Source organism: Sinosporangium album, from assembly GCF_900100605.1.
In the GTDB taxonomy this organism is placed as follows: Bacteria; Actinomycetota; Actinomycetes; order Streptosporangiales; family Streptosporangiaceae; genus Sinosporangium; species Sinosporangium album.
Map to the genome: position 1 here is coordinate 69837 of NZ_FNCN01000002.1, position 21618 is coordinate 91454.

Annotated in this window: 18 protein-coding genes; 12 read left to right on the forward strand and 6 right to left on the reverse strand. The window is 68.9% G+C overall.

The annotated features are described in order from the left end of the window. Nucleotides 1–77: 77 nt before the first annotated feature. The 6 genes from rpsO (at nt 78) to BLQ73_RS02085 (ending at nt 6504) form a co-directional block, all read left to right on the forward strand. The gene (gene rpsO / locus BLQ73_RS02060; RefSeq protein ID WP_093167659.1) at nt 78–347 is read left to right on the forward strand and encodes a 30S ribosomal protein S15; all 270 of its coding nucleotides are present in this window, start codon (nt 78–80) and stop codon (nt 345–347) included. Between the two features lie 303 nt (nt 348–650). After that, the gene (locus BLQ73_RS02065; RefSeq protein WP_093167661.1) at nt 651–2969 is read left to right on the forward strand and encodes a polyribonucleotide nucleotidyltransferase; all 2319 of its coding nucleotides are present in this window, start codon (nt 651–653) and stop codon (nt 2967–2969) included. Further along, nucleotides 2966–4285: a M16 family metallopeptidase gene (locus BLQ73_RS02070; RefSeq protein WP_245690720.1), complete on the forward strand. Its 1320-nt coding sequence runs from the start codon at nt 2966–2968 to the stop codon at nt 4283–4285. The genes BLQ73_RS02065 and BLQ73_RS02070 overlap by 4 nt, the downstream gene beginning before the upstream one ends. A gap of 176 nt (nt 4286–4461) precedes the next feature. After that, entirely contained in the window at nt 4462–4935 is a 474-nt protein-coding gene (locus BLQ73_RS02075) for a histone-like nucleoid-structuring protein Lsr2 (RefSeq protein WP_093167665.1), read from the forward strand. 230 nt (nt 4936–5165) lie between these two features. Further along, on the forward strand, nt 5166–5906 hold the full coding sequence (gene dapB, locus BLQ73_RS02080; protein WP_093168129.1) for a 4-hydroxy-tetrahydrodipicolinate reductase: 741 nt from the start codon (nt 5166–5168) through the stop codon (nt 5904–5906). Nucleotides 5907–6105: 199 nt separating this feature from the next. Continuing rightward, the gene (locus BLQ73_RS02085; RefSeq protein ID WP_143020082.1) at nt 6106–6504 is read left to right on the forward strand and encodes a hypothetical protein; all 399 of its coding nucleotides are present in this window, start codon (nt 6106–6108) and stop codon (nt 6502–6504) included. Between the two features lie 174 nt (nt 6505–6678). Here the strand turns inward: BLQ73_RS02085 and BLQ73_RS02090 are convergent, their stop codons facing one another. The 6 genes from BLQ73_RS02090 to BLQ73_RS02115 all read right to left on the reverse strand — a co-directional run bounded on the left by BLQ73_RS02090 (nt 6679) and on the right by BLQ73_RS02115 (nt 12031). After that, entirely contained in the window at nt 6679–7548 is an 870-nt protein-coding gene (locus tag BLQ73_RS02090) for a 1,4-dihydroxy-2-naphthoate polyprenyltransferase (protein WP_093167669.1), read from the reverse strand. A 25-nt stretch (nt 7549–7573) separates the two neighbouring features. After that, on the reverse strand, nt 7574–8182 hold the full coding sequence (locus tag BLQ73_RS02095; RefSeq protein ID WP_093167671.1) for a GNAT family N-acetyltransferase: 609 nt from the start codon (nt 8180–8182) through the stop codon (nt 7574–7576). Between the two features lie 97 nt (nt 8183–8279). Further along, nucleotides 8280–8810, reverse strand: a complete 531-nt coding sequence (locus BLQ73_RS02100) for a CGNR zinc finger domain-containing protein (protein ID WP_093167673.1) — start codon at nt 8808–8810, stop codon at nt 8280–8282. Nucleotides 8811–8846: 36 nt separating this feature from the next. Continuing rightward, on the reverse strand, nt 8847–9557 hold the full coding sequence (locus BLQ73_RS02105) for a GntR family transcriptional regulator (protein ID WP_093167675.1): 711 nt from the start codon (nt 9555–9557) through the stop codon (nt 8847–8849). A 737-nt stretch (nt 9558–10294) separates the two neighbouring features. Then, on the reverse strand, nt 10295–11161 hold the full coding sequence (locus tag BLQ73_RS02110; protein ID WP_093167677.1) for a JAB domain-containing protein: 867 nt from the start codon (nt 11159–11161) through the stop codon (nt 10295–10297). A 123-nt stretch (nt 11162–11284) separates the two neighbouring features. Then, on the reverse strand, nt 11285–12031 hold the full coding sequence (locus tag BLQ73_RS02115) for a GntR family transcriptional regulator (RefSeq protein WP_093167679.1): 747 nt from the start codon (nt 12029–12031) through the stop codon (nt 11285–11287). A 320-nt stretch (nt 12032–12351) separates the two neighbouring features. Between BLQ73_RS02115 and dapA the strand changes: the two genes are divergently transcribed. From dapA to BLQ73_RS02145, 6 genes are all read left to right on the forward strand, one after another. Beyond that, on the forward strand, nt 12352–13269 hold the full coding sequence (gene dapA / locus BLQ73_RS02120) for a 4-hydroxy-tetrahydrodipicolinate synthase (RefSeq protein WP_093167681.1): 918 nt from the start codon (nt 12352–12354) through the stop codon (nt 13267–13269). A gap of 57 nt (nt 13270–13326) precedes the next feature. Then, entirely contained in the window at nt 13327–15012 is a 1686-nt protein-coding gene (locus BLQ73_RS02125) for a ribonuclease J (protein ID WP_093167683.1), read from the forward strand. A gap of 120 nt (nt 15013–15132) precedes the next feature. Next, nucleotides 15133–16584, forward strand: coding sequence for an aldehyde dehydrogenase (NADP(+)) (locus BLQ73_RS02130; protein WP_093167685.1), 1452 nt, complete (start codon nt 15133–15135; stop codon nt 16582–16584). A 386-nt stretch (nt 16585–16970) separates the two neighbouring features. Beyond that, the gene (locus BLQ73_RS02135; RefSeq protein WP_093167687.1) at nt 16971–17942 is read left to right on the forward strand and encodes an ATP-binding cassette domain-containing protein; all 972 of its coding nucleotides are present in this window, start codon (nt 16971–16973) and stop codon (nt 17940–17942) included. A gap of 80 nt (nt 17943–18022) precedes the next feature. Continuing rightward, entirely contained in the window at nt 18023–18790 is a 768-nt protein-coding gene (locus tag BLQ73_RS02140; protein ID WP_093167689.1) for an ABC transporter permease, read from the forward strand. A gap of 258 nt (nt 18791–19048) precedes the next feature. Beyond that, nucleotides 19049–21574, forward strand: a complete 2526-nt coding sequence (locus tag BLQ73_RS02145; protein WP_093167691.1) for an FtsK/SpoIIIE family DNA translocase — start codon at nt 19049–19051, stop codon at nt 21572–21574. The last annotated feature ends 44 nt before the right edge of the window (nt 21575–21618 follow it).

A 21618-nucleotide genomic window follows, 5' to 3' on the forward strand; every position in this document is an offset into this window, starting at 1 on the left:
CGGCGACTGTTGGCACGCACGGTCGTTCGGGGGTTTCCAGAGACTCGCGTGCCACATCGTAAAAAGAGGAGAGCCGCGTGTCGCTTGACACTGCCGCCAAGAAGCAGATCATCGTTGAATATGCCACCGTCGAGGGCGACACCGGGTCGCCCGAGGTCCAGGTGGCGCTGCTCACCAAGCGCATCAGCGAGCTGACCGAGCACCTGAAGACGCACAAGCACGACCACCACAGCCGTCGTGGGCTCCTTCTGCTGGTCGGCCGCCGCCGTCGTCTGCTGAAGTACCTTCAGAACAACGACATCCAGCGTTACCGGTCGCTCATCGAGCGGCTCGGTCTCCGCCGATAGCGGGGAAAGGGAGCGGCGCCCGCGCCGCTCCCTTCTCATATGGGGCCCTTCGGCGCGTCGCGCGATCGGGGGCGGCCCCAATGAGCAAACTGAATAGCCGAGAAAGTGCCCCGCGTCCGCTCAGCACCACGCGACCCGCGACGCCTGCGGGCCGGTCCTCGGTAGTGGCCTCCGGTGGCAGGGCAACGGCCCTCCGCGCACCGGGCGCTTCGATCGAAGACCGGCGCTGCACCTGACGGGGAGCAGGAGTACGGCAGTGACCGCTGGTCCGGATGCGGGCGACCGACCCTAAGGAGGTCCCCCGTGGAGGGTGTCCACAGCGCCGAGGCCGTTATCGACAACGGCTCCTTCGGCACGCGCACGATCCGGTTCGAGACCGGTCGTCTCGCGCGTCAGGCGGCGGGTTCCGCCGTCGTCCACCTCGACGACGAGACGATGGTGCTGTCGGCGACGACCGCCTCGAAGCAGCCGAGGGAGAGCCTCGACTTCTTCCCGCTGACCGTCGACGTCGAAGAGCGCATGTACGCCGCGGGACGCATCCCCGGCTCGTTCTTCCGGCGCGAGGGCCGGCCGTCCGAGGACGCGATCCTCACCTGCCGACTGATCGACCGGCCGCTGCGCCCGTCCTTCGTGAAGGGCCTGCGCAACGAGATCCAGGTGGTGGCGACCATCATGGCGCTCCACCCGGACCACCTCTACGACGTGGTCGCCATCAACGCCGCGTCCCTGTCCACCCAGCTCGCCAGCCTGCCCTTCTCCGGGCCGATCGGCGGCGTGCGCGTCGCGCTGATCGACGGGCAGTGGGTGGCCTTCCCGACCCATCCCGAGCTTGAGCGGGCCACCTTCGACATGGTCGTCGCGGGCCGCGTCCTTGAGGACGGCGACGTCGCGATCATGATGGTCGAGGCCGAGTCCACCAGGGACACGCTGCGCCTCGTGGGCGAAGGCGCCGTCGCGCCGACCGAGGAGAGCGTGGCCGAGGGGCTCGACGCCGCCAAGCCGTTCATCAAGGTGCTCTGCGAGGCCCAGTCGAAGGTGGCCAAGGCCGCCGGCAAGGAGACCGCGGAATACCCCGTCTTCCTGGACTACCAGGACGACGCCTACGAGGCCGTCGTCGGCGCGATCAAGAGCGAGCTGTCGTCGGCGCTGACGATCGCCGGCAAGCAGGAGCGCGAGGCCGAGCTCGACCGGGTGAAGGCGCTCGCCGCCGAGAAGCTCGCCGTCGACTTCGAAGGGCGTGAGAAGGAGCTGGCGGCCGCCTACCGGGCGCTGACCAAGAAGCTCATCCGCGAGCGCGTCATCGGCGAGGGCGTGCGCATCGACGGGCGCGGGGCCAAGGACATCCGCCAGCTCGCCGCGGAGGTCCACATGATCCCGCGCGTGCACGGCTCGGCGCTGTTCGAGCGGGGCGAGACGCAGATCCTCGGCATCACGACGCTCAACATGCTCCGCATGGAGCAGATGATCGACACGCTCAACCCCGAGCGCACCAAGCGCTACATGCACAACTACAACTTCCCGCCCTACTCCACCGGTGAGACCGGCCGGGTGGGGTCGCCGAAGCGCCGCGAGATCGGCCACGGCGCGCTCGCCGAGCGGGCCCTCATCCCGGTGCTTCCGACGCGCGAGGAGTTCCCGTACGCGATCAGGCAGGTTTCGGAGGCCCTCGGGTCCAACGGCTCCACCTCGATGGGGTCGGTGTGCGCCTCGACCATGTCCCTGCTGGACGCGGGCGTCCCGCTCAAGGAGATGGTCGCGGGCATCGCCATGGGTCTGATCCACGAGGGCGGCGACTACGTCACCCTCACCGACATCCTCGGCGCCGAGGACGCCTTCGGCGACATGGACTTCAAGGTCGCCGGCACCCGTGAGGTCATCACGGCCCTCCAGCTCGACACCAAGCTGGACGGCATTCCCGCCTCGGTGCTCGCCGCGGCCCTCAAGCAGGCCAAGGGCGCGCGTCTGGCGATCCTCGACGTGATGCAGGAGGCCATCGACTCCCCGGCGGAGATGAACCCGACGGCGCCGCGCATCATCACCATCAAGGTCCCGGTCGACAAGATCGGCGAGGTCATCGGTCCCAAGGGCAAGATGATCAACCAGATCCAGGACGACACGGGCGCCGAGATCACCATCGAGGACGACGGCACGATCTACATCGGCGCCACCGACGGCCCCTCCGCCGAGGCCGCCCGGTCGGCGATCAACGCCATCGCCAACCCGCACATGCCCGAGGTCGGCGAGCGCTACCTCGGCACGGTCGTGAAGATCGCCGCCTTCGGCGCGTTCGTCTCGCTGCTGCCCGGCAAGGACGGCCTCCTGCACGTCTCCCAGATCCGCAAGCTGCACGGCGGCAAGCGCATCGAGAACGTTGAGGACGTCATGAGCGTCGGCGAGAAGATCCAGGTCGAGATCGCCGAGATCGACTCGCGCGGCAAGCTGTCCCTGGTTCCCGTCGAGGTCATCGAGAAGGAGGCCGCGGCCAAGGCCGACGCGCCCGAGGGCGAGGCGGCCGCACCGCCCGTGGAGGAGAGCGAGGAGACCGAGGAGACCGAGGAGCGCCCCCGGCGCACCCGCACCCGCACGCGGGGCGGCAGCGGACGGGACGACCGGAACTCGTGACGGCGTTAGTGTCAGAGATCCTGTTCCCCGGGAAGGACGGCGTGGGCACCGTCCAGCGCTCGATCCTTCCCGGCGGTCTGCGGGTGGTCACCGAGACCATGCCGACCGTGCGTTCCGTGGCGATCGGCATGTGGGTCGGCATCGGCTCGCGCGACGAGGCCCCGGAGCACACCGGGGCCACCCATTTCCTTGAGCACCTGCTGTTCAAGGGCACTCCGACCCGCGACTCGCTGGCGATCTCCTCGGCCATCGAGGGCATCGGCGGCGAGATCAACGCGTTCACCGCCAAGGAATACACCTGCTACTACGCGCGGGTGCTCGACGATGACCTGCCGCTCGCCATCGACGTGCTGGCCGACGTCGTGACGTCGTCGCTGATCACCCCCGAGGACGTCGACGCCGAGCGCGGCGTCATCCTCGAAGAGATCGCCATGCACGACGACGACCCGTCGGACGTCGTGCACGAGCAGTTCGCCGCCGAGCTGTACGGCGACACGCCCATCGGTCGACCGATCCTCGGCACCGTTGACACCATCAACGCGCTGAGCCGCGACCGCATCGTGGAGTACTACCGGCGGTTCTACCTGCCGACCCGCACGGTCGTCTCGGTGGCGGGCAACATCGTCCACGAGCGGGTCGTCGAGCTGGTCGCCGCCGCCTACGAGCGGGCCGGCAGGCTCGGGGGCGAGACCGCGCCGGTGCCGCCGAGGATCTCGGGCCCGGGGATCGCGGAGAAGTCCGGCGTCCGTGTGCTCGACCGTCCGACCGAGCAGGCCAACGTGGTGCTCGGCACCACCGCCATCTCCCGCACCGACGACCGCAGGTTCGCCCTCGGGGTCATGAACGCGGCGCTCGGAGGCGGCATGTCGTCGCGTCTGTTCCAGGAGATCCGGGAGAAGCGCGGACTGGCGTACTCGACGTACAGCTACGCCTCGCAGTACTCCGACACCGGGCAGTTCGGGATCTACGTGGGATGCCTTCCCTCGAAGATCGACGACGTGCTCAAGATCTGCCGTGACGAGGTCGCCAGAATCGTCGCCCACGGCATCAGCGAGGACGAGATCCAGCGGGGCAAGGGCCAGATGCGTGGAGGTCTTGTGCTCGGGCTGGAAGACACCGGCTCCCGTATGTCGAGGATCGGCAAGGGCGAGCTCGTCTACGACCGGCTCCTGACGGTGGACGAGGTCCTGGACCGCATCGACGCGGTGACCCCGGACGAGATCCTCGAGGTCGCTCGCGACGTCCTGCAGAGGCCGTTCACACTGGCCGTCATCGGCCCTTACGGCGACAAGGATTTCAGCTCCTTCATCGCGTGACCGCCCGCTCGCCCGGCTCGGAACGACCGAGCCGGGCGAGCGGCGCGGTGTGGTATGGGCGGTGCCTGTGACGCCGCATTTGGCCGAACACGGACCAACAACATGATCGTTCTGCTTGAACACCAGTAAGATGCCACGGTTCAGACAGACGGAGATCCACCCGGAAAGGGCTGCACGTGGCGCAGAAGGTAATACTGGTTGACGACCTCGACCACTCGGAGGGCGATGATGTGGAGAGGCGGGAGTTCCCACTCCTGAACCGGACCTTCGCCATCGACCTGTCCGACGCCAACCACAAGCGGCTGAAGGACGCTATCGCGTTCATCGAGGAAGTCCTGGAGAACGCCCGCGAGGTGAAGCAGGCGTCACGGTCGAAGAAGGCCGCCGACTCCGCCCCGAGATTGCGCGGCTACACCACCACCGACGTGCGCGAATGGGCACGTGAGCAGGGGCTGGAGGTCCCCGCACGAGGCAAGATCGCCGACGAGGTCGTTGAGCAGTTCATCGCGGCCCACCCCGACGCGGCCCCCAGCGACTCGCCTGACGAGGTCAAGGCCGACGCCGAGATCGACGCCGACGCCGACGCCGACGCCGAGATCGAGGCCGAGGTCGAGGCCAAGGACGGCGCAGGGGTCAAGGTCGGGGTCTGAGTCGAAGGCCCGGCTTGGGCGGCCTGTTCGAGTCGCACCGCGATAGGGCGGCCGCCGAGCCGGGCCGTCGGCCACGCCCGCGGTGCCGTACCGCATGGTGGCCGCGCCCCTCCAGCGGTCGCGGTTTATGAGCGGGCGTGGTGCTTCTCGGTGCCGGGGGGCCGTACGGCGGTGCTCGCGGGGATGAGGCGCGGCGGCGGCGCGTGCCGGCTGGTATACCCTTGGGAGCCGTGATCAGGGTAGGAGTGCTCGGCGCCCGCGGGCGTGTCGGGGTCGAGGTGTGCCGGGCCGTCGAGGCGGCCGAGGATCTGGAGCTGGTGGCGGAGGTCGACAAGGACGATCCGATCGAGGCGCTTGAAGGCGCCGAGGTCGTCGTCGACTTCACGCATCCCGATGTGGTGATGGACAACCTGCACTGGTGCATCACCCACGGCGTTCACCCCGTCGTCGGCACGACGGGCTTCGACGAGGCCCGCTTGGCGAAGCTCCGCGGATGGCTGGCCGACAACCCCGGCGTCAACGCGTTGATCGCGCCCAACTTCGGGATCGCGGCCGTGCTCATGATGCACTTCGCCTCGATCGCGGCGCCCTACTTCGAGTCGGCGGAGATCGTCGAGCTGCATCATCCGAACAAGGCCGACGCGCCGTCCGGCACAGCACGGCGCACGGCTGAGCTCATCGCCCGGGCCCGCCGTGAGGCGGCTCTCGGCGCGATGCCCGACGCCACCAGCACCGGGCTTGCGGGCGCGCGCGGCGCCGAGGTCGACGGCGTGCACGTGCACGCGGTGCGGTTGTCGTCGCTCATCGCCCACCAGGAGGTCCTGCTCGGCGGTGAAGGCGAGATCCTGACGATCCGGCACGACACCATGAACCGCGCGTCGTTCACGCCAGGAGTCCTGCTCGGCGTTCGCAAGGTGCGCGAAACCCCGGGCCTCACGGTGGGTCTGGAGCACCTCCTCGGCCTGGGATAGGCCGCCGGGCCATCGCATGCCGCGGGCCTGGGGCCAGGGAAGTCGGGCCCGCGGGGCAGCGAGATCGCGTGGGCTCGCCTCTGCGAGCCACGCGTCTATGGGGCGGGGCTGGAGTCCCGGGTTTGTGGGTTTGCGGGGGGTTAGGGGCTGTCGAGGGAAGGGCCGCTATCGCGGCATGGGGTCGTATAAGGTCGCTCGAATGAGATTCCTCCGGAGTGGATCTGGGCTGGTGGTCGCCTTGTGCGTGATCTTGCTCGCTTCGGGCTGCGGCATCCAGGAGGCCGGCAGGTTTCTCGACAGAGCGGAGGCATGTGCCGAGGCGACCGAGACCGCTCAAGGCGTTCTGACGCGAATTTCCCAGCTGGCGAGCGATCCGGGTCAGTTGAAGAAGCAATTGCACGAGGCGGGAGCACGCTTGGAAGAAGCCGGTGCCAAGTCCGGTGATCCCGCGCTCAACGGGGTTCTGAGCGGCCTGGCCTCCACCTACAAGAGCACTGTGGCCACCGACAAGGCCTCAGCGGTGGCCGCGGCAGAGAAGGTGCGCGTGAGCACCATTTCCTCTTTCCGGGTGTTCAGCCGGGCCTGCGGCGACTCCTGAAGCCGGGCCCATCGGCTCCGCGGTTCCTCGGCCTGATACCGGTGTCGCGTCCGCTGCGCTTTCCGCGCGTGCTCCGACGTGCCCGAGCCGATGCGCTGGATTCGCTGGGCCGACCTCCGGGATCTCCCGTGAGGGCGAGCTGCCGCCGGCAGGGCTGGTGAGGGCGAGGGGGCCTTACAGGGCCAGGCCCAGGGCGAAGAGCAGGCCGTAGACGAGCTGGAGTCGTCCGGTCTGCTGGAGGACGGGGATGAGGGGCGGCCCGACGGTGCCGGCCCATACGGTTTTCACCGGGCCGACGGCGAGGAGGGCCGCCGGCAGCGCCAGCGCGGCCCCGAGGTGGAACGGCACAAGCGCGAGGGTGATGACGAACGGTGACAAAACTGACCAGAGGTAGAGCGTTCTGGTACGGCTGTCGCCCAGCACCACGGCCATTGTCCGCTTGCCGACCTGAGCATCGGACGGGCGGTCGCGGAGGTTGTTCACGACCAGCAGGGCGCAGGACAGCAGGCCAGGCGGTAGCGCTGCGACCACGGCCAACCAGGGCAGGTTCTCGGTCTGCACGTAGGTCGTGCCGATGGTGGCGACCAGGCCGAAGAACACGAAGGCCGACACTTCGCCTAGTGCGCGGTAGCCGTACGGTCTGTTGCCGCCCGTGTAGAACCATGCGGCGGCGATGCTGGCCGCCCCCACCGCGAGCAGCCACCAGGAGCCGGTGGCGATCACGAGCACCAGGCCCGCGACGGCGGCGATGAGGAAGCAGCCGAGGGCGGCCGTGAGGACCGCGCGCGGGGACGCGGCACCGGAGCCCACCAGCCGCATGGGGCCTACTCGGGCATCGTCGGTGCCGCGGACGCCGTCGCTGTAGTCGTTGGCGTAGTTCACGCCCACCTGGAGCAGTAGTGAGACCACGAGTGCGAGCAGAGCCCGCCACCAGATCGCCTGTCCTGCGTCGACGGCGACGGCCGTGCCGATCGCGACGGGTACGACAGCCGCCGGTAGGGTGCGAGCGCGCGCGCCCGCGAGCCACTGTCCAGGTGATGCCACGAAAAGTCCCGTTGTTTCGAAAGATCTAGCGAATGTCCGTGGTCATGCGGACCATCGTGACAACTCGCCCCATATCTAGCACGCGTTCGGCGCCGTCGTTGCCCCAGCCGGCCGACTCCAGGAACCCGAGCATCGCGTAGTTGTCGGCGAAGACCCAGGTGACGACCGCCGCGTAGTTGTCTTCGCGCAGGTGGTCGACGGTCGCGTTGAGAAGGCGGCTGCCGTGGCCCCTGCGGACGAAGTCGGGGTCGACGAGAAGGTTCAGCATTTCGGCGGTGATGCCCGGGTCGAGATCGGGATCTTCGGCCGGAGCGTGTGAGGCGATCCCGACGACCCGCTCCACACCGCGGTTCGGATTGGGTGCGGCGACGCCGCCCGGGCCGAGCGCGGGGAAGGCGTCGGTGTCCATGATGCGTTCGACTGCCACCAGCACTCTGTGCCGGGGACTCGGAGGGGACTCGATGGCCTCCTCCCACTGCCGCAACCACAGGTCCTCCGCCGCGGGGCCGGTCATCTGATCCAGCGGCCCCTCGGGCAGGAACTCGCGGTAGCCGTAGCGCCACGCACGGATCTGGGTGCGCGTGACCAGCACGGCGTCTTCACGCCGGGCGGCCCGCACGCCTACGTTTGCCATTTCGGCCCGCTCCTTCGCCTGCGGTGTGCCCGCGCGGTCGCTTGGGGTCGTTGGGGGGATCCCGGGGGCACCTGTACACCGTATCGGTGATTCAGAGTCACGGACGACGCGATCCAGTCGCTGCCCGGCGTCTCATCCGATAAGCGCGTGTCTTCATGCGGTTGCCGCAAATTGACATTGAACACCATGAACGTGACCGGTTCTTAGACAGGTCCAGAAAAGCCCACCGGCATGTGGGTTCGGCACATACTTTGAGCCGCCGCCAGGTGCCATCGGCCTGTGTCGCCGCCATCGCCGCCGCCAGTCGTGCGAGCCCTCCCCTCACCCCGGCCGCGACCGGAGTGAGGGACGGGATCTCACCGTCAAAGGCGACACGTAGGGGGAGTGCCGCCAGCGCCTGCTCCAGTGTCGTGTGCGGTCCGCCGTCGCGGCTCATGGCCGCGCGAAGCCCGGAGCGGAGCATGGTGGCCACATGCAGGTCGTCGTCGAGAGCGCGGTCGGCCTCGCCGACGAGGTCGCGCTCTCTCAGCCACACCGCCAGCTCCGCAGGTGAGGTGATCTCGTCGGCGTCGCTCTCCACGTCGTAGGTGTTCACGAAGTCGCGCAGCAGCTCCGCCTGGCGGATCATCGTCACCTCCCAACACCGTTGTATGGAAGTTGAAGGTTACCCCTCCTTGTTGTTCTTCCCGGGATCCACCTCTTCGGCGTTCGAGGCTGCGGACGTCGCTTCCGCGGGCTCCCCGGTGATGGGATCCGCGTCCGCGGGATTCGCAGGGGCGGTGTCCGCAGGGTCTGCGTCTGTGGGGTCGGTGTCGTCTGCGGCGGATCTTTTGCCGGAGTCCGGCTGGATGATCGCTCCTGGCGCCGGAGGGCGCGGCCAGCCGTCGGGACCGAGCACGAAGGTGCCCCGCTGAGGCACGGTGTTCGTCCAGCCCTCGGCTGCGAGCTGCTCCACGGCCTGGCGGGCGGTGGCCTTCGCCACGCCGAACTCCTGGATGAGCATCTTCTCGCTCGGGATCGGCCGACCCGGCTGGATCTTGCCGGTCACGATGCGCTCGATGATCGCCTCTGCGATTTGCTGGTACTTGGTGAGTTTGCGGCGCTTGTGGATGGTGTCGGGTGGGCCGACGAAGGTGCCCTGGCCCTGACGCGTGTAGACGAGGTCTTGGTCGCGAAGGTCTTCGGCCACCCGGCGCGCCGTGGAACGGGCGATCTTGTAGTGCCGGGCGAGCTGCGCCTCGCTGGGTACAGGGTCTCCGGGCTGGAGGTCGCCGCTGGAGATCTTGTCGGCGAGCCAGTCTGAGATCTGCTTGTAGACGGGGACGGGTCCGTCCCGTACGAGGTCTTCCTCTTTGAGTCCGTCTAGGTCTGCCACACTCGCACGCTAGATGAGAGCGGACATACCCTCACAAAGCGCTACATCCTATGAACGTACCAGTACGAGTGCTAGACCTGCCTGTACGTGTGTCGATATAGTCGGGGGTGCGTGGAAGGAAACCAGTGGAAATCAAGCCGATTCCCCTGGCTTCCCGGCCCATTCGAAGTGAGTCGAACGGTGGCCGGGTGGCGGCCTCGTCCCTGGAAGTGGAGGGCTGGAGTCGAGGCCGCCAGACGCTGTGCTCCGACCGACCGGCTGCGGCGAGACGGACGGTCGGTCGGAGCGCACCCATGTCCAAGCACGCCGCGATACCTGCCCGGCGGACCTGTCCCGTCGCCCGCACGAGGCCCTCGGGTCCACCGGGCATCGCAATGCCCCGGCAGGAGACATCCGCCTGCCGGTTTCGGGGTGGTTCCGCGCCGGCCGGGAGGTGCGGCACCGCCGCCGGGCCCGCACCGCCTCCGTCTGCCGCCGCACCGCGGCGGTGCGGGCCGTTCGCGCTCCGGGCCGCCCGTTTCCGGGGTGCGGGCGGTCCCGGCAGGCCCGGGGACCGCCCATTGGGCCGTGCGGGCTGCCGTGACCTCACCGCGGGCACGTCTTGCCCCGGCGTGCTCGGCCATTCCCCTCCTTCCATGTGGTGTGGCCCAAGTCCCGCGCCTGCCGGGCCGCCCGGGCGGTCCCTCGGCCTGCTGGTCCGGTGGTCCGGGTCGTTCGCCGGGGGTCGCGTTTCGGCTTCACGGCGGGCGGGGCCCGTCCGTGCCGCCGCCTCCGGCTTTCGCCATGCCTCCAGGTGGTCCGGTCTCGGTCCCACGGGCCTTCCTCTTACGGCCGGGCCTTTCGTTGCCGGTCGCCCTCGTGGTGGGGGCACCCGCTCGTGGGGGGCGATCGCGGTCGCGGGCGCGCTCGGAGGCGGCGGGAGTGGGCGGGAGGTCGATATCGGAGTCGCCGGAGGGGATGCGGCGCCAGGCGCGGTCGGTGATGATCAGGTGGTCCAGGAAGCGGAGACCGACCGTTTCGGCGGCTTCGCGTAGGCGGGCGGTGACCTTGAGGTCGGCGTCGCTGGGGGCCAGTGAACCGCTGGGGTGGTTGTGGGCGATGCCGAACAGGGCTCCTCCGGAGGTGAGGGCCAGGGCGATGATCTCGCGGATCGGGCTGGAGGTGTGGTCGCTGCCTCCCTCGGTCAGCACGGTCTTGCGGATCACCGCTCCGGCCGGGTCGCAGACCACGACGACGAGCCTTTCCCTGCGGTGGCCGCGGAGGAGAGGGGCGGCCACAGCGGCGAGGTCGGCGGAGCTCGTCACCCGGTGAGGCTCGGGAGCGGCCTGGACGCGCCGCAGAAGCTGGAAGGCGGCGGCCAGACGGGCGGCCTTGGCCGGACCCATGCCGGGCATGGTGCGGAGCCGGTGGGCATCGGCTCTGGCCAGCTCGCTCAGGTCGCCGCAGTGCGCGATGAGCTGGGAGGCGAGCTCGAGGGCGCTCAGGCCGCGGCACCCCGAGCCGAGGAGAAGGGCGAGCAGCTCGCGGTCGGCGAGGGCCCCCGCCCCTCCGGCGAACAGACGCTCTCGTGGCCTGTCGCACGCAGGCATGTCCTTGACGCGCATCGTGACCTCCGGGTCGGAAAGCTGGTCATGGTTCTACCAGGTGCCACCGACAGTGAGTGTGCGCATGGTTGCGGTGGGTGACGGTGCGGCCTTCGCGTCGCCGGCCCTTCGCGGGGGCCCTGGTTATGCGGTGGGCGGGGTGCTGCTCGCATATACAAGGCGGAAACGGTCACCGGGCACCACGATGTCGCTTGTCTCGACGGGGCGGTCCGCGGCCCAGTGGGTGCGTTCGATGTGAAGGACGTGCACTCCCGAGGGAAGTTCGAGGGCGTCGCGCTCGGCGGGCTTTGGGACACGTGTGTAGACGCTTTCCACAATGTCGGTGACCTTGAGCCCGAGTGCTGAAAGGCGGGCCATGAGGCTTTTGCGATTATCGGTGCCCTCTGACGGAATCTGATGCCCGTCGGTGAATTCGGTTGGTTCGTAGGAGACGGCGAGCTGGGCCGGGGACCCATCGGTGCGGAAAATGTAACGGGTGCGTGTGACGCGGGCCTGGTCGTCGATGCGCAGCCGCATGGCGATGTCAGGGCCGGCCTGGGCGTTCTCGCTGCGCCAGTCGCAGGTGGCGCGGCGGCCCTGGGGTGGCAGGTCCGCGGCGAACGGCGGGTGGCTGTCGTGGAAGCGCAGGCGGTGGAGTGCGGTTCGCTCCGGCTTCTCGCTGACGTAGTGGCCCGATCCGACCAGGCCGAATATCAGTCCTTCTCCGGCGAGCACGCGGAGCGCGTGCCGCGCCGCCGTCTCGCCGATGCCGTATTTGCGGGTGAGTTGTGCGCGGGACGGTATCGGTGCCCCGGGTGGGAGGGTGCCATCGTTGATCTGCCGTCGAATGTCCTCGACGATACGCAGGTAGATCGGGTCGGAACTGGCCACGTAGTCATCCCCTGGGTTTTCCTGTGGACGTTGCCCAATCCTGTCGTATTCGGGGGACAACGCACTGTAGTCAGGGTCATTTGGTGTTCCAACTTTGCATGGAAAGCCCCAGGCGAAACCCGGCTTCAAAAACCCGTAAGCCACCTGTAACGCCGACGTAAGCCCTGGCGATTGTCAAGGAGAGGCCGTTGATCTGTGTACCCCCGAGCACATATCAGCGGCCTCTGCGCCTGTCAGGAGGGGGAGTACGGCACGGCCCCGATGGCCGCAGCCGGGGTGGCGGGGTCCACGGCGCCCGCGAACACAGGTACCGTTCGACTATGGCATCGCCGACTCGAACCTCCGACGCCCCCTTCGGCCGCATGTTGACCGCCATGGTGACCCCGTTCACCAAGAGCGGTGAGGTCGACTACGAGGGAGTCCAGCGCCTGGCCGTCTATCTGGTGGACGACCAGCGCAACGACGGCCTGATCGTCAGTGGCACGACGGGCGAGTCCCCGACGACCGGCGACGAGGAGAAAAGCCGTCTCCTCCGCGCTGTGATCGAGGCGGTCGGCGACCGCGCCACCATCGTCGCGGGCGCCGGCACCAACGACACCCGCCACAGCGTCGAGTTGGCCCGAGCCGCCGAGCGCGCCGGGGCCGATGCCCTGCTGCTCGTGACGCCTTACTACAACAAGCCCCCACAAGAGGGGGTCCACCGGCATTTCACCACGATCGCCGACGCGACCGGGCTTCCCTCGATGCTCTATGACATCCCCGGCCGCTCCGGAGTGCCGATCAACACCGACACGCTCCTGCGGCTCGCCGAGCACCCGCGGATCGTCGCGGTCAAGGACGCCAAGGCCGATCTGTTCGAGGGGTCCCGGGTGATGGCCGCGACCGACCTCGTCTTCTACTCAGGTGACGACACGCTCAACCTGCCCTGGCTGTCCGTGGGCGCGGCCGGGTTCGCCAGCGTGGTCGGGCATGTGGTCGGCGCGGACCTCGCGACGATGATCGAGCGCTATCGGGAGGGCGACGTGGCGGGGGCCCTTGCCGTACATCGCAGGCTGCTGCCCGTGGTCACGGGCATCATGACGCGCACGCAGGGCGCCATCATGGCCAAGGCCGCTCTCGGCCTGGTGGGGCAGTCGGGTGGATTTGTGAGGTCTCCGCTCGTGGATGCGACGGAGGCCCAGATCGCAGAATTGCGAGATGACCTGATCGCGGGCGGCGTAAAGCTCGCGGACGCATGACGGGGAGGAAACGAAAGGTTTGAGCACGTCCACACCACATCACCCGGGGGGTGAGGGATGAGCCATCCGCATCCCGACCTCGGGCTCCCTCCGGCACTCGCGCCGGGGGCCCTGCGCATCGTCGCACTCGGCGGTCTCGGGGAGATCGGCCGCAACATGACGGTGTTCGAGATCGACGGACGCCTGTTGATCGTGGACTGCGGGGTGTTGTTCCCCGAGCCCGATCAACCCGGAGTCGACCTGATCCTGCCGGACTTCGACTACATCAGGGACCGCCTCGACGACGTCGAAGCCCTGGTGCTGACCCATGCCCATGAGGACCACATCGGGGCCGTCCCTTACCTTCTGCGTGAGCGCAAGGACATCCCGATCGTCGGCTCGCGGCTGACCCTCGCACTGATCGAGAGCAAGCTCGTCGAGCACCGCATCCAACCCACCACCGTGGAGGTGGTCGAGGGGCAGCGTCACAGGTTCGGGCCGTTCGAGTGCGAGTTCCTGGCGGTCAACCACTCGATTCCCGACGCGCTGGCCGTCGCCATCCGCACGGACGCGGGCCTGGTGCTGCACACGGGCGACTTCAAGATGGACCAGCTCCCCATGGACGGGAGGCTGACCGACCTTGGAGGCTTCGCGAGGCTCGGAGCCGAGGGCGTCGACCTGCTGATGTCGGACTCCACCAACGCGGAGGTTCCGGGGTTCGTCACCAGCGAGCGGGACATCGCCCCGGTCATCGACGACATCTTCCACAGTTCAGACCAGCGCATCATCGTCGCGTGCTTCGCCTCGCACGTGCACCGCGTCCAGCAGGTGCTCGACGCGGCGGAGCAGCACGGGCGCAAGGTCGCGCTCATGGGCCGTTCGATGGTGCGCAACATGGGCGTCGCCCGCGACCTCGGCTACCTGCGGGTGCCCGCCGGCCTCATGGTGGACTCCCGCGACATCGAGTCGTGGCCACCGGAGGACGTCGTGCTGATCTGCACGGGGTCGCAAGGGGAGCCGATGGCCGCGCTGTCACGCATGGCCAACCGCGACCACCCGGTCCGCATCGCCGAAGGCGACACGGTGCTGCTGGCCTCGTCGCTGGTGCCCGGCAACGAGACGGCCGTCAACAAGGTCATCAACGGGCTCACCCGCTGGGGCGCCCGCGTGATCCACAAGGGCAACGCGCGTGTCCACGTCTCAGGCCACGCTGCGGCGGGCGAGCTGCTGTACGTGCTCAACCTGACCCGTCCGTCGAACTTCCTCCCGGTGCACGGGGAGTGGCGGCACATGCGGGCACACGCGAAGCTCGCCGCGCTCACTGGGGTGCCTGACGAGCACATCGTCATCGCCGAGGACGGGGTCGTGGTCGACCTGGTCGACGGCCGGACCTCGATCGTGGGCGCGGTGCCGTGCGGCTACGTCTTCGTGGACGGCACCTCGGTCGGCGATGTGACCGACGTGGCGCTGAAGGACCGCCGCATCCTCGGAGACGAGGGGTTCATCTCGGTCGTCGTCGTGATCGACTCGACCACCGGCAGGCTGACCGGCGGTCCGGAGATCCACGCCAGGGGCTCCGGCATCGACCCCGACGTCTTCGACGACGTGATCCCTCAGATCGAGAAGGCGCTGCAGGAGGCCGCGGCCGACGGCATCGCGGACGTGCAGCAGATGCGCCGTCTGGTCCGCCGCGCGGTCGGACGCTGGGTGAGCGACACCTACCGCCGCAGACCGATGATCATTCCGGTGGTCGTCGAGATCTGACCCGGCGCAGGGCCTCGCCGAGCCCGACCGTTTCGGACGGTGAGGCGAGGCCCTGGAGACGGTTCAGGTCTTCCGGCACCGTGCCCGCCCGGTGGGCGAGCCGGAAGGAAGGACGAGACAGTGACCGATCACTTTGCCCTGCCCGCGGACTCGACGGACGGCGAGGTCGCCGCCGCGGTCGAGGCGGCGGTGAGGGCCGGTACGGCATGGCGCGCCGCGTCCGCCGCCGACCGGGCCGCCGTGCTGACGGCCGTGGCCGACGCGCTGACGGCGAATGCGGAGACCCTGTGGCGCATCGCCGACTCCGAGACGTCGCTCGGCGAGACCCGGCTTCGGGGGGAGATCGTCCGTACGGCGGCGCAGTTCCGGCTCTTCGCCCAGGTCGTCGTGGACGGAGGTCACCTCGACGCCGTGATCGACCACGCGGACGCGTCCGCCGTACCGCCGCGTCCCGATCTGCGGCGTCTCAACCAGCCGTTGGCGGGCGTGGTCGCCGTGTTCGCGGCGAGCAACTTCCCCTTCGCCTTCTCGGTGGCCGGGGGTGACACGGCGTCCGCGCTCGCCGCCGGATGCCCCGTCGTGGTGAAGGCCCATCCCGGACACCCGCGCACGTCCGAAGCGGTCGCCGCCGCAGTGCGTACGGCACTGCCCGACGCCGCCCTGCTCGGGCTCGTCCACGGTTTCGAGGCGGGCGGCACGCTGGTCAAACACCCGCGGGTGGCCGCCGTCGGGTTCACGGGGTCGATTCCGGGGGGCCGTGCCGTACAGGCCCTGATCGCGGAGCGGCCCGATCCCATTCCGTTCTTCGGGGAGCTCGGCAGCGCCAACCCCGTGGTGGTGCTGCCGTCGGCGCTGCGGGGCGACGTCACGGCTCTCGCCCAGGGGTTCGCGGCCTCGCTGACTCAGGGGGTGGGGCAGTTCTGCACGAACCCGGGTCTGCTGTTCGTGCCCGACGATGAGGGGCTGCTGAAGGCGGTCGGGGAGTCGGTGTCGGCGTCGTCCGGCGGCCCGATGCTGACGCCGCGGATCAAGGAGGGTTTCCTCTCGGGGGTCGACCGGCTGAGCGGTCTTTCGGTGCTTGCCGAGGGCAGCGCGGGGGACGGGGAGCTCGCCGTCTCGCCGAAGGTGTTCACCGCGGGGCTGGAGGAGTTCGCCGAGGGGCTGCCCGAGATCGCGGAGGAGTGCTTCGGACCTGCCGCCATCGTGATCACCTATCGTGACGCCGCGGACTTGCCCGAGGTGCTCGGGAGGCTCGCGGGCTCGCTGACCGCGACGGTCCACGCCGCGGATCCGGCGGAGGCCGCCGACGTGCTGCCCGTGCTCAAGGCCCTCGCGGGACGGCTGATCTGGAACGGCTGGCCCACCGGGGTGGCCGTGAGCTGGGCCGTCCACCACGGTGGTCCGTGGCCTTCGACCACGGCCCCCGCCCACACTTCGGTCGGTGCGTCGGCCATCGCGCGCTGGGTCGTGCCGGTGGCGTATCAGGGCTGGCCGGCGGAGCTGCTGCCGCCGGAGTTGCTGGAAGACAATCCGCTCGGGATTCCCCGCCGGGTGGACGGCGTCCTCTCGTAGCGCCCGACGCCCGAGGACCACACGGCCCCCGCTCCGAAATCGGAGCGGGGGCCGTTCTCATATACGGCCGAGTTCGTATACGGGAATTATCGAAAGCTGTTTTTCCGCGGTGCCGAAATCCCAGATGGCAGGGCTTCCCGGGCGCTGTCGGCCCGTGTCGACCGTGTCGGCCGTATGGCGTTTCCGCAGGTCAGGGCAAATGTGAATGTACGTTTCACGTTTGCCAAATCCCGAGCGCATGGGCAAGAATCAAGTATTCCCACTTTCCACCCCGGCGGGGTTCTCCGGCATGCCCACGGGAGCAGGCCCTTTCGCCGGATGGAATCAGAACCGTGCCCGCCGCAGGTTCCCCACGCCGACCGACGACCGCCTTCAAGGAGGCATTCATGATCCATGCCCGGGATCTGACCAAGCGATTCACCGTCAAGAAGGAAACGGTCGAGGCCGTGCGCGGCATCGACCTCGACGTGGAACCCGGCGGGCTGGTCGCCTTCCTCGGCCCGAACGGCGCCGGAAAGTCCACGACCCTGCGCATGCTCACCACATTGCTGCCTGCGACCTCGGGCAGCGCGACCGTCGCCGGGTGCGACATCGCGGCCGATCCGGCGGGGGTGCGGCGGCGGATCGGCTACATCGGCCAGAAGAACAGCGCGGGTGAGAACTTCCGCGTCCGCGACGAACTCGTCACGCAAGGGGAGTGCTTCGGCCTGACCCGCGCCGACGCCAAGCGCCGCGCGGGAGAGCTCCTCGAACTGCTGAGCCTGGAAAAGCTCGCCAAGCGTACGTCCAGCACCCTGTCGGGCGGACAGCGCCGCCGCCTCGACATCGCGCTCGGGCTCATTCATCAGCCCCGGCTGCTGTTCCTCGACGAGCCGTCGACCGGTCTCGACCCGCAGAGCCGCGCCGACATCTGGGGACACATCCTGCGTCTGCGCGAGGAGCATGACATGACCCTCTTCCTCACCACGCACTACCTGGAGGAGGCCGACAACATGGCCGAACGGGTGATCATCGTCGATCACGGCCGAGTGATCGCCGATGGCACGGCACAGCAGTTGAAGTCGGATCTGGCGGGCGACCACATCACCCTCACCGTGAGGGACCTGCCCGAGGCGGCCAGAGCGGCGGAGGTCGCCGAGCGGATCGCCACCGCCGTGGACACCGGCTCCGACGGGATGACCGTACGGCTGCGCGTGCCCCGCGCCGACACGGCCATGCCGGAGGTGCTGCGGGCGATGGAGACCGCTGGGGTCAAGGTGGCGGCGGCGGAGGGCGTCAGGCCCTCGCTCGACGACGTCTTCCTCTCCCTCACCGGTCGCAGCCTGCGTGAAAGCGACACCGCTGACGCCCCCGCCTGACGGCGGCTCCCGGCCCGAGAACACGGCACGACAACCCGCCCCGACAACCCTCCCGGAAACCCGACAAGAGAGGTCTCCCCATGGCCGTGTCCTTCGTACGCGACACCAAGATCATGTTCGTCCGCGAGTTCGCCCCCGTGCTGCGCGAGCCTTTCGGGCTGCTGTTCACGATGGCGCAGCCGCTGCTGTTCCTGTTCCTGTTCGGGCCGCTGCTCGGCGGAACCCAGGGATTCGGCCAGGTGGGTGAGGGATCCCCCTGGCAGTGGTTCGTGCCTGGAATCCTCATCATGATGTGCATCACCGGGCCGATGATGGCGGGGTACTTCCTGCTGGTGGAGCTCCACAGCGGTTCGATGGAGCGCATGCTGGTCACGCCCCTCAACCGCACGGCCATGCTGATCGGCCGCACCCTCAAAGAGCTCGTGCTTCTGCTGGCCCAGGCCGTACTCATCATCGTGCTGGCGCTTCCGATGGGGTTCGAGCTCCACCCCGTCGGAGTGCTGGCCGGTCTCGTGGTGCTGATCGTGTTCGGGGTGGGCCTGGGGGCGCTGTCGTTCGCGCTCGCGATCGCCTCGCACCCTGGAGGCGAGCTCTTCTACTCGATCACGCAGACGATCATGTTTCCGCTGATCCTGCTGTCGGGCATGCTGCTCCCGCTCGACTTCGGACCCGGCTGGCTGCAGGCTCTTGGCGCGATCAACCCGGTGACCTACATCGTCGATGCGGAGAGGCTGCTGTTCAGCGGCGTCTTCGGCGATGTCTCGGTGCTGTACGGCGCGCTCGCCGCCGGCCTGGTCGCCGCGATCGGGCTGGCCGTGGGCACCCGGTCGATGCGCCGCGGCGTTTGAGCGGGCGTTTGAGCGGGCGTTTGAGCGGGCGTTTGAGCTCGAAAGTCTCACGGGGGCTTGTGGAGGAGACCGACACGGCATGGGTGTGCGGGTGTCGTGCCGGGGGGCGGGGTTCGACGTTGGTCGTCGCCCTCGGACACATACATTGAAGATCATATAGAGCGGAGATTAGGCAATATTGTCTATCGAATCCGGCGAATGGTTCTTCTCGGCGTGCCTACGTGAATCCTCTCCGGCCTCCGCCGTACCTTTGGCATCATGGCCACCCGTACGTCCAAAGGCGCATCTAAGGGGCCGGTGAAGCGGTCGTCCGCTCCGCGCGCCGCTTCACCGAAGCGGCAGGCTCCGGCGCAGCGTGCCACCCGGACCAAGCGCGCCGCCCCGGCCCGGCGTCAGGGAGTGACGCATCAGGACCCGATCTCGTGGGTCTTCACGATGATCGGCAAGCTGGTGATCGGGCTCTGGCTGCTGCTCGCGCACGGCATCGGCGGGGCGGCCCGCGCGCTCGGACAGGGCGCCAGGGAGCTCGACCCGGCGCTGCGGCGCGACGGTCTGGGCCTCGGCGTGCTGGCGGGGGCGATCGTGCTCGCGACGATGACGTGGCGCACGCCGACGGGCGACGTGGCCTCGGTGGTCGACGCGGTGACGCGCGGGGTGTTCGGGTCGTCGTCGTGGGCGATCCCTCTCTTGCTGGCGCTGCTGGCCTGGCGCTTCATGCGCCATCCCGACCGCAACGCCGACACCGGGCGGTTGGTCATCGGGTGGCTGGCGCTGCTGATCGGGATCCTCGGCATCGTGCACGTGGCGCACGGCACGCCCTACCCCTCGGGTGACGAGCGGGTCGACGGCATGGACAAGGTGTCCGCCGCGGGGGGCATGGTCGGGTTCATCGTGTCGGCGCCGCCCGCGAGCATCCTGCCGGCGTTCATCACGATCCCGCTGCTGATGATGCTGGCGGGCTTCGGCGTGCTGGTCATCACGGCGACGCCGGTACACCGCATTCCGGAGCGGCTGGCCGACATCCAGCACATTCTGTTCCAGCGCGAGCAGCGTGCGCCAAGCGGGTCCAAGCGCCGCCCGCGCAAGCCGAAGACGGCCGAGGAGCCGGGTGAGGACCGGGTCAAGCCCTACGACACCCCGGTCACGCAGGAGGGCGACTCCAAAAGGCCCGATCACTCTCCGGAGATCGTCCCTGGCCTCGCGGATGAGGAGGAGAGGCGCGAGCCCGAGCGCAAGCCTGAACCGCCCGCACCGCCCGCACCGCCCGAGCCGACCCCGGCTCCGCGCAAGGTCGAGCAGTTGGTGCTGTCTCCGCAGGCGGGGCCGTACTCCGTGCCCGACCTGCAGGTGCTGCGCTCGGGCAGTGCCCCGAGGCCGCAGACCAAGGCGAACACGCTGGTGGTCAACGCGCTGACGAGCGTGCTTGAGCAGTTCACCATCGACGCGCAGGTGATGGGTTTCACTCGGGGGCCGACGGTCACCCGCTACGAGATCGAGCTCGGACCCGCGGTCAAGGTCGAGAAGGTGACGGCGCTCACCAAGAACATCGCCTATGCCGTGAAGTCCGCGGATGTGCGGATCCTCTCCCCGATTCCCGGCAAGTCGGCGATCGGGGTTGAGATCCCGAACACGGACAAGGACCTGGTGTCCCTCGGGGACGTGCTGCGGTCGCAGGTCGCCCAGGCCGACCACCATCCGATGATCGTCGGCCTGGGGAAGGATGTCGAAGGCCGGACGATCATCGCCAACCTCGCCAAGATGCCCCACATCCTCATCGCGGGTGCGACCGGTGCGGGCAAGTCGACCTGCATCAACGGTCTGATCAGCTCGGTGCTGATGCGCTCCACGCCGGACGAGGTGCGCATGGTGCTGGTCGACCCCAAACGCGTGGAGCTGTCCGCCTACGAAGGCATCCCCCACCTCATCACGCCGATCATCACCAACCCCAAGAAGGCGGCCGAGGCCCTGGATTGGGTGGTCGGGGAGATGGACCGCCGCTACGACGACCTGGCCGCCAGCGGGTTCCGGCACGTCGACGACTTCAACAAGGCCGTGCGGGCGGGCAAGCTCACCGCCCCGCCCGGGAGCGAGCGGATCTACCAGCCCTACCCCTACCTGCTGGTGATCGTGGACGAGCTCGCCGACCTCATGATGGTGGCCCCGCGCGACGTCGAGGACTCGATCGTGCGCATCACCCAGCTCGCCCGCGCCGCCGGCATCCACCTGGTCATCGCGACCCAGCGCCCCTCGGTGGACGTGGTGACCGGTCTGATCAAGGCGAACGTGCCCTCACGGCTGGCGTTCGCCACCTCGAGCCTGGCCGACTCCCGCGTCATCCTGGACCAGCCGGGCGCGGAGAAGCTGGTCGGGCAGGGCGACGCGCTGTTCCTGCCGATGGGCGCGAGCAAGCCGATCCGCCTGCAGAACGCCTTCGTGTCCGAAACCGAGATCGCCGATGTCGTCGCGCACTGCAAGGCGCAGATGCAGGTGGAGTACCGCGATGACGTCACGGTCCAGGCCGGGACCAAGCGGGAGATCGACGACGACATCGGTGACGACCTCGACCTGCTGATCCAGGCGGCCGAGCTCGTGGTCACCACGCAGTTCGGGTCCACCTCGATGCTTCAGCGCAAACTGCGGGTCGGATTCGCCAAGGCGGGGCGCCTGATGGACCTGTTGGAGAGCCGTGAGGTGGTGGGGCCGAGCGAGGGGTCCAAGGCCAGGGAGGTGCTGGTGAAGCCCGACGACCTTCCCGGACTGCTGACCGACCTACGCGGGGGGTGACCCACCTCGCCACCTCCCCCTGATGACTGTTTGAATGTGATTGA

What these genes read in the sequence shown, in the direction of transcription:
- BLQ73_RS02085 (WP_143020082.1), top strand. Translation starts at nt 6,106, where the DNA reads ATGAGATTCCTCCGGAGTGGATCTGGGCTGGTGGTCGCCTTGTGCGTG.
- BLQ73_RS02095 (WP_093167671.1), bottom strand. Translation starts at nt 8,182, where the DNA reads ATGGCAAACGTAGGCGTGCGGGCCGCCCGGCGTGAAGACGCCGTGCTG.
- BLQ73_RS02100 (WP_093167673.1), bottom strand. Translation starts at nt 8,810, where the DNA reads ATGATCCGCCAGGCGGAGCTGCTGCGCGACTTCGTGAACACCTACGAC.
- BLQ73_RS02110 (WP_093167677.1), bottom strand. Translation starts at nt 11,161, where the DNA reads ATGCGCGTCAAGGACATGCCTGCGTGCGACAGGCCACGAGAGCGTCTG.
- dapA (WP_093167681.1), top strand. Translation starts at nt 12,352, where the DNA reads ATGGCATCGCCGACTCGAACCTCCGACGCCCCCTTCGGCCGCATGTTG.
- BLQ73_RS02125 (WP_093167683.1), top strand. Translation starts at nt 13,327, where the DNA reads ATGAGCCATCCGCATCCCGACCTCGGGCTCCCTCCGGCACTCGCGCCG.
- BLQ73_RS02135 (WP_093167687.1), top strand. Translation starts at nt 16,971, where the DNA reads ATGATCCATGCCCGGGATCTGACCAAGCGATTCACCGTCAAGAAGGAA.
- BLQ73_RS02140 (WP_093167689.1), top strand. Translation starts at nt 18,023, where the DNA reads ATGGCCGTGTCCTTCGTACGCGACACCAAGATCATGTTCGTCCGCGAG.
- BLQ73_RS02145 (WP_093167691.1), top strand. Translation starts at nt 19,049, where the DNA reads ATGGCCACCCGTACGTCCAAAGGCGCATCTAAGGGGCCGGTGAAGCGG.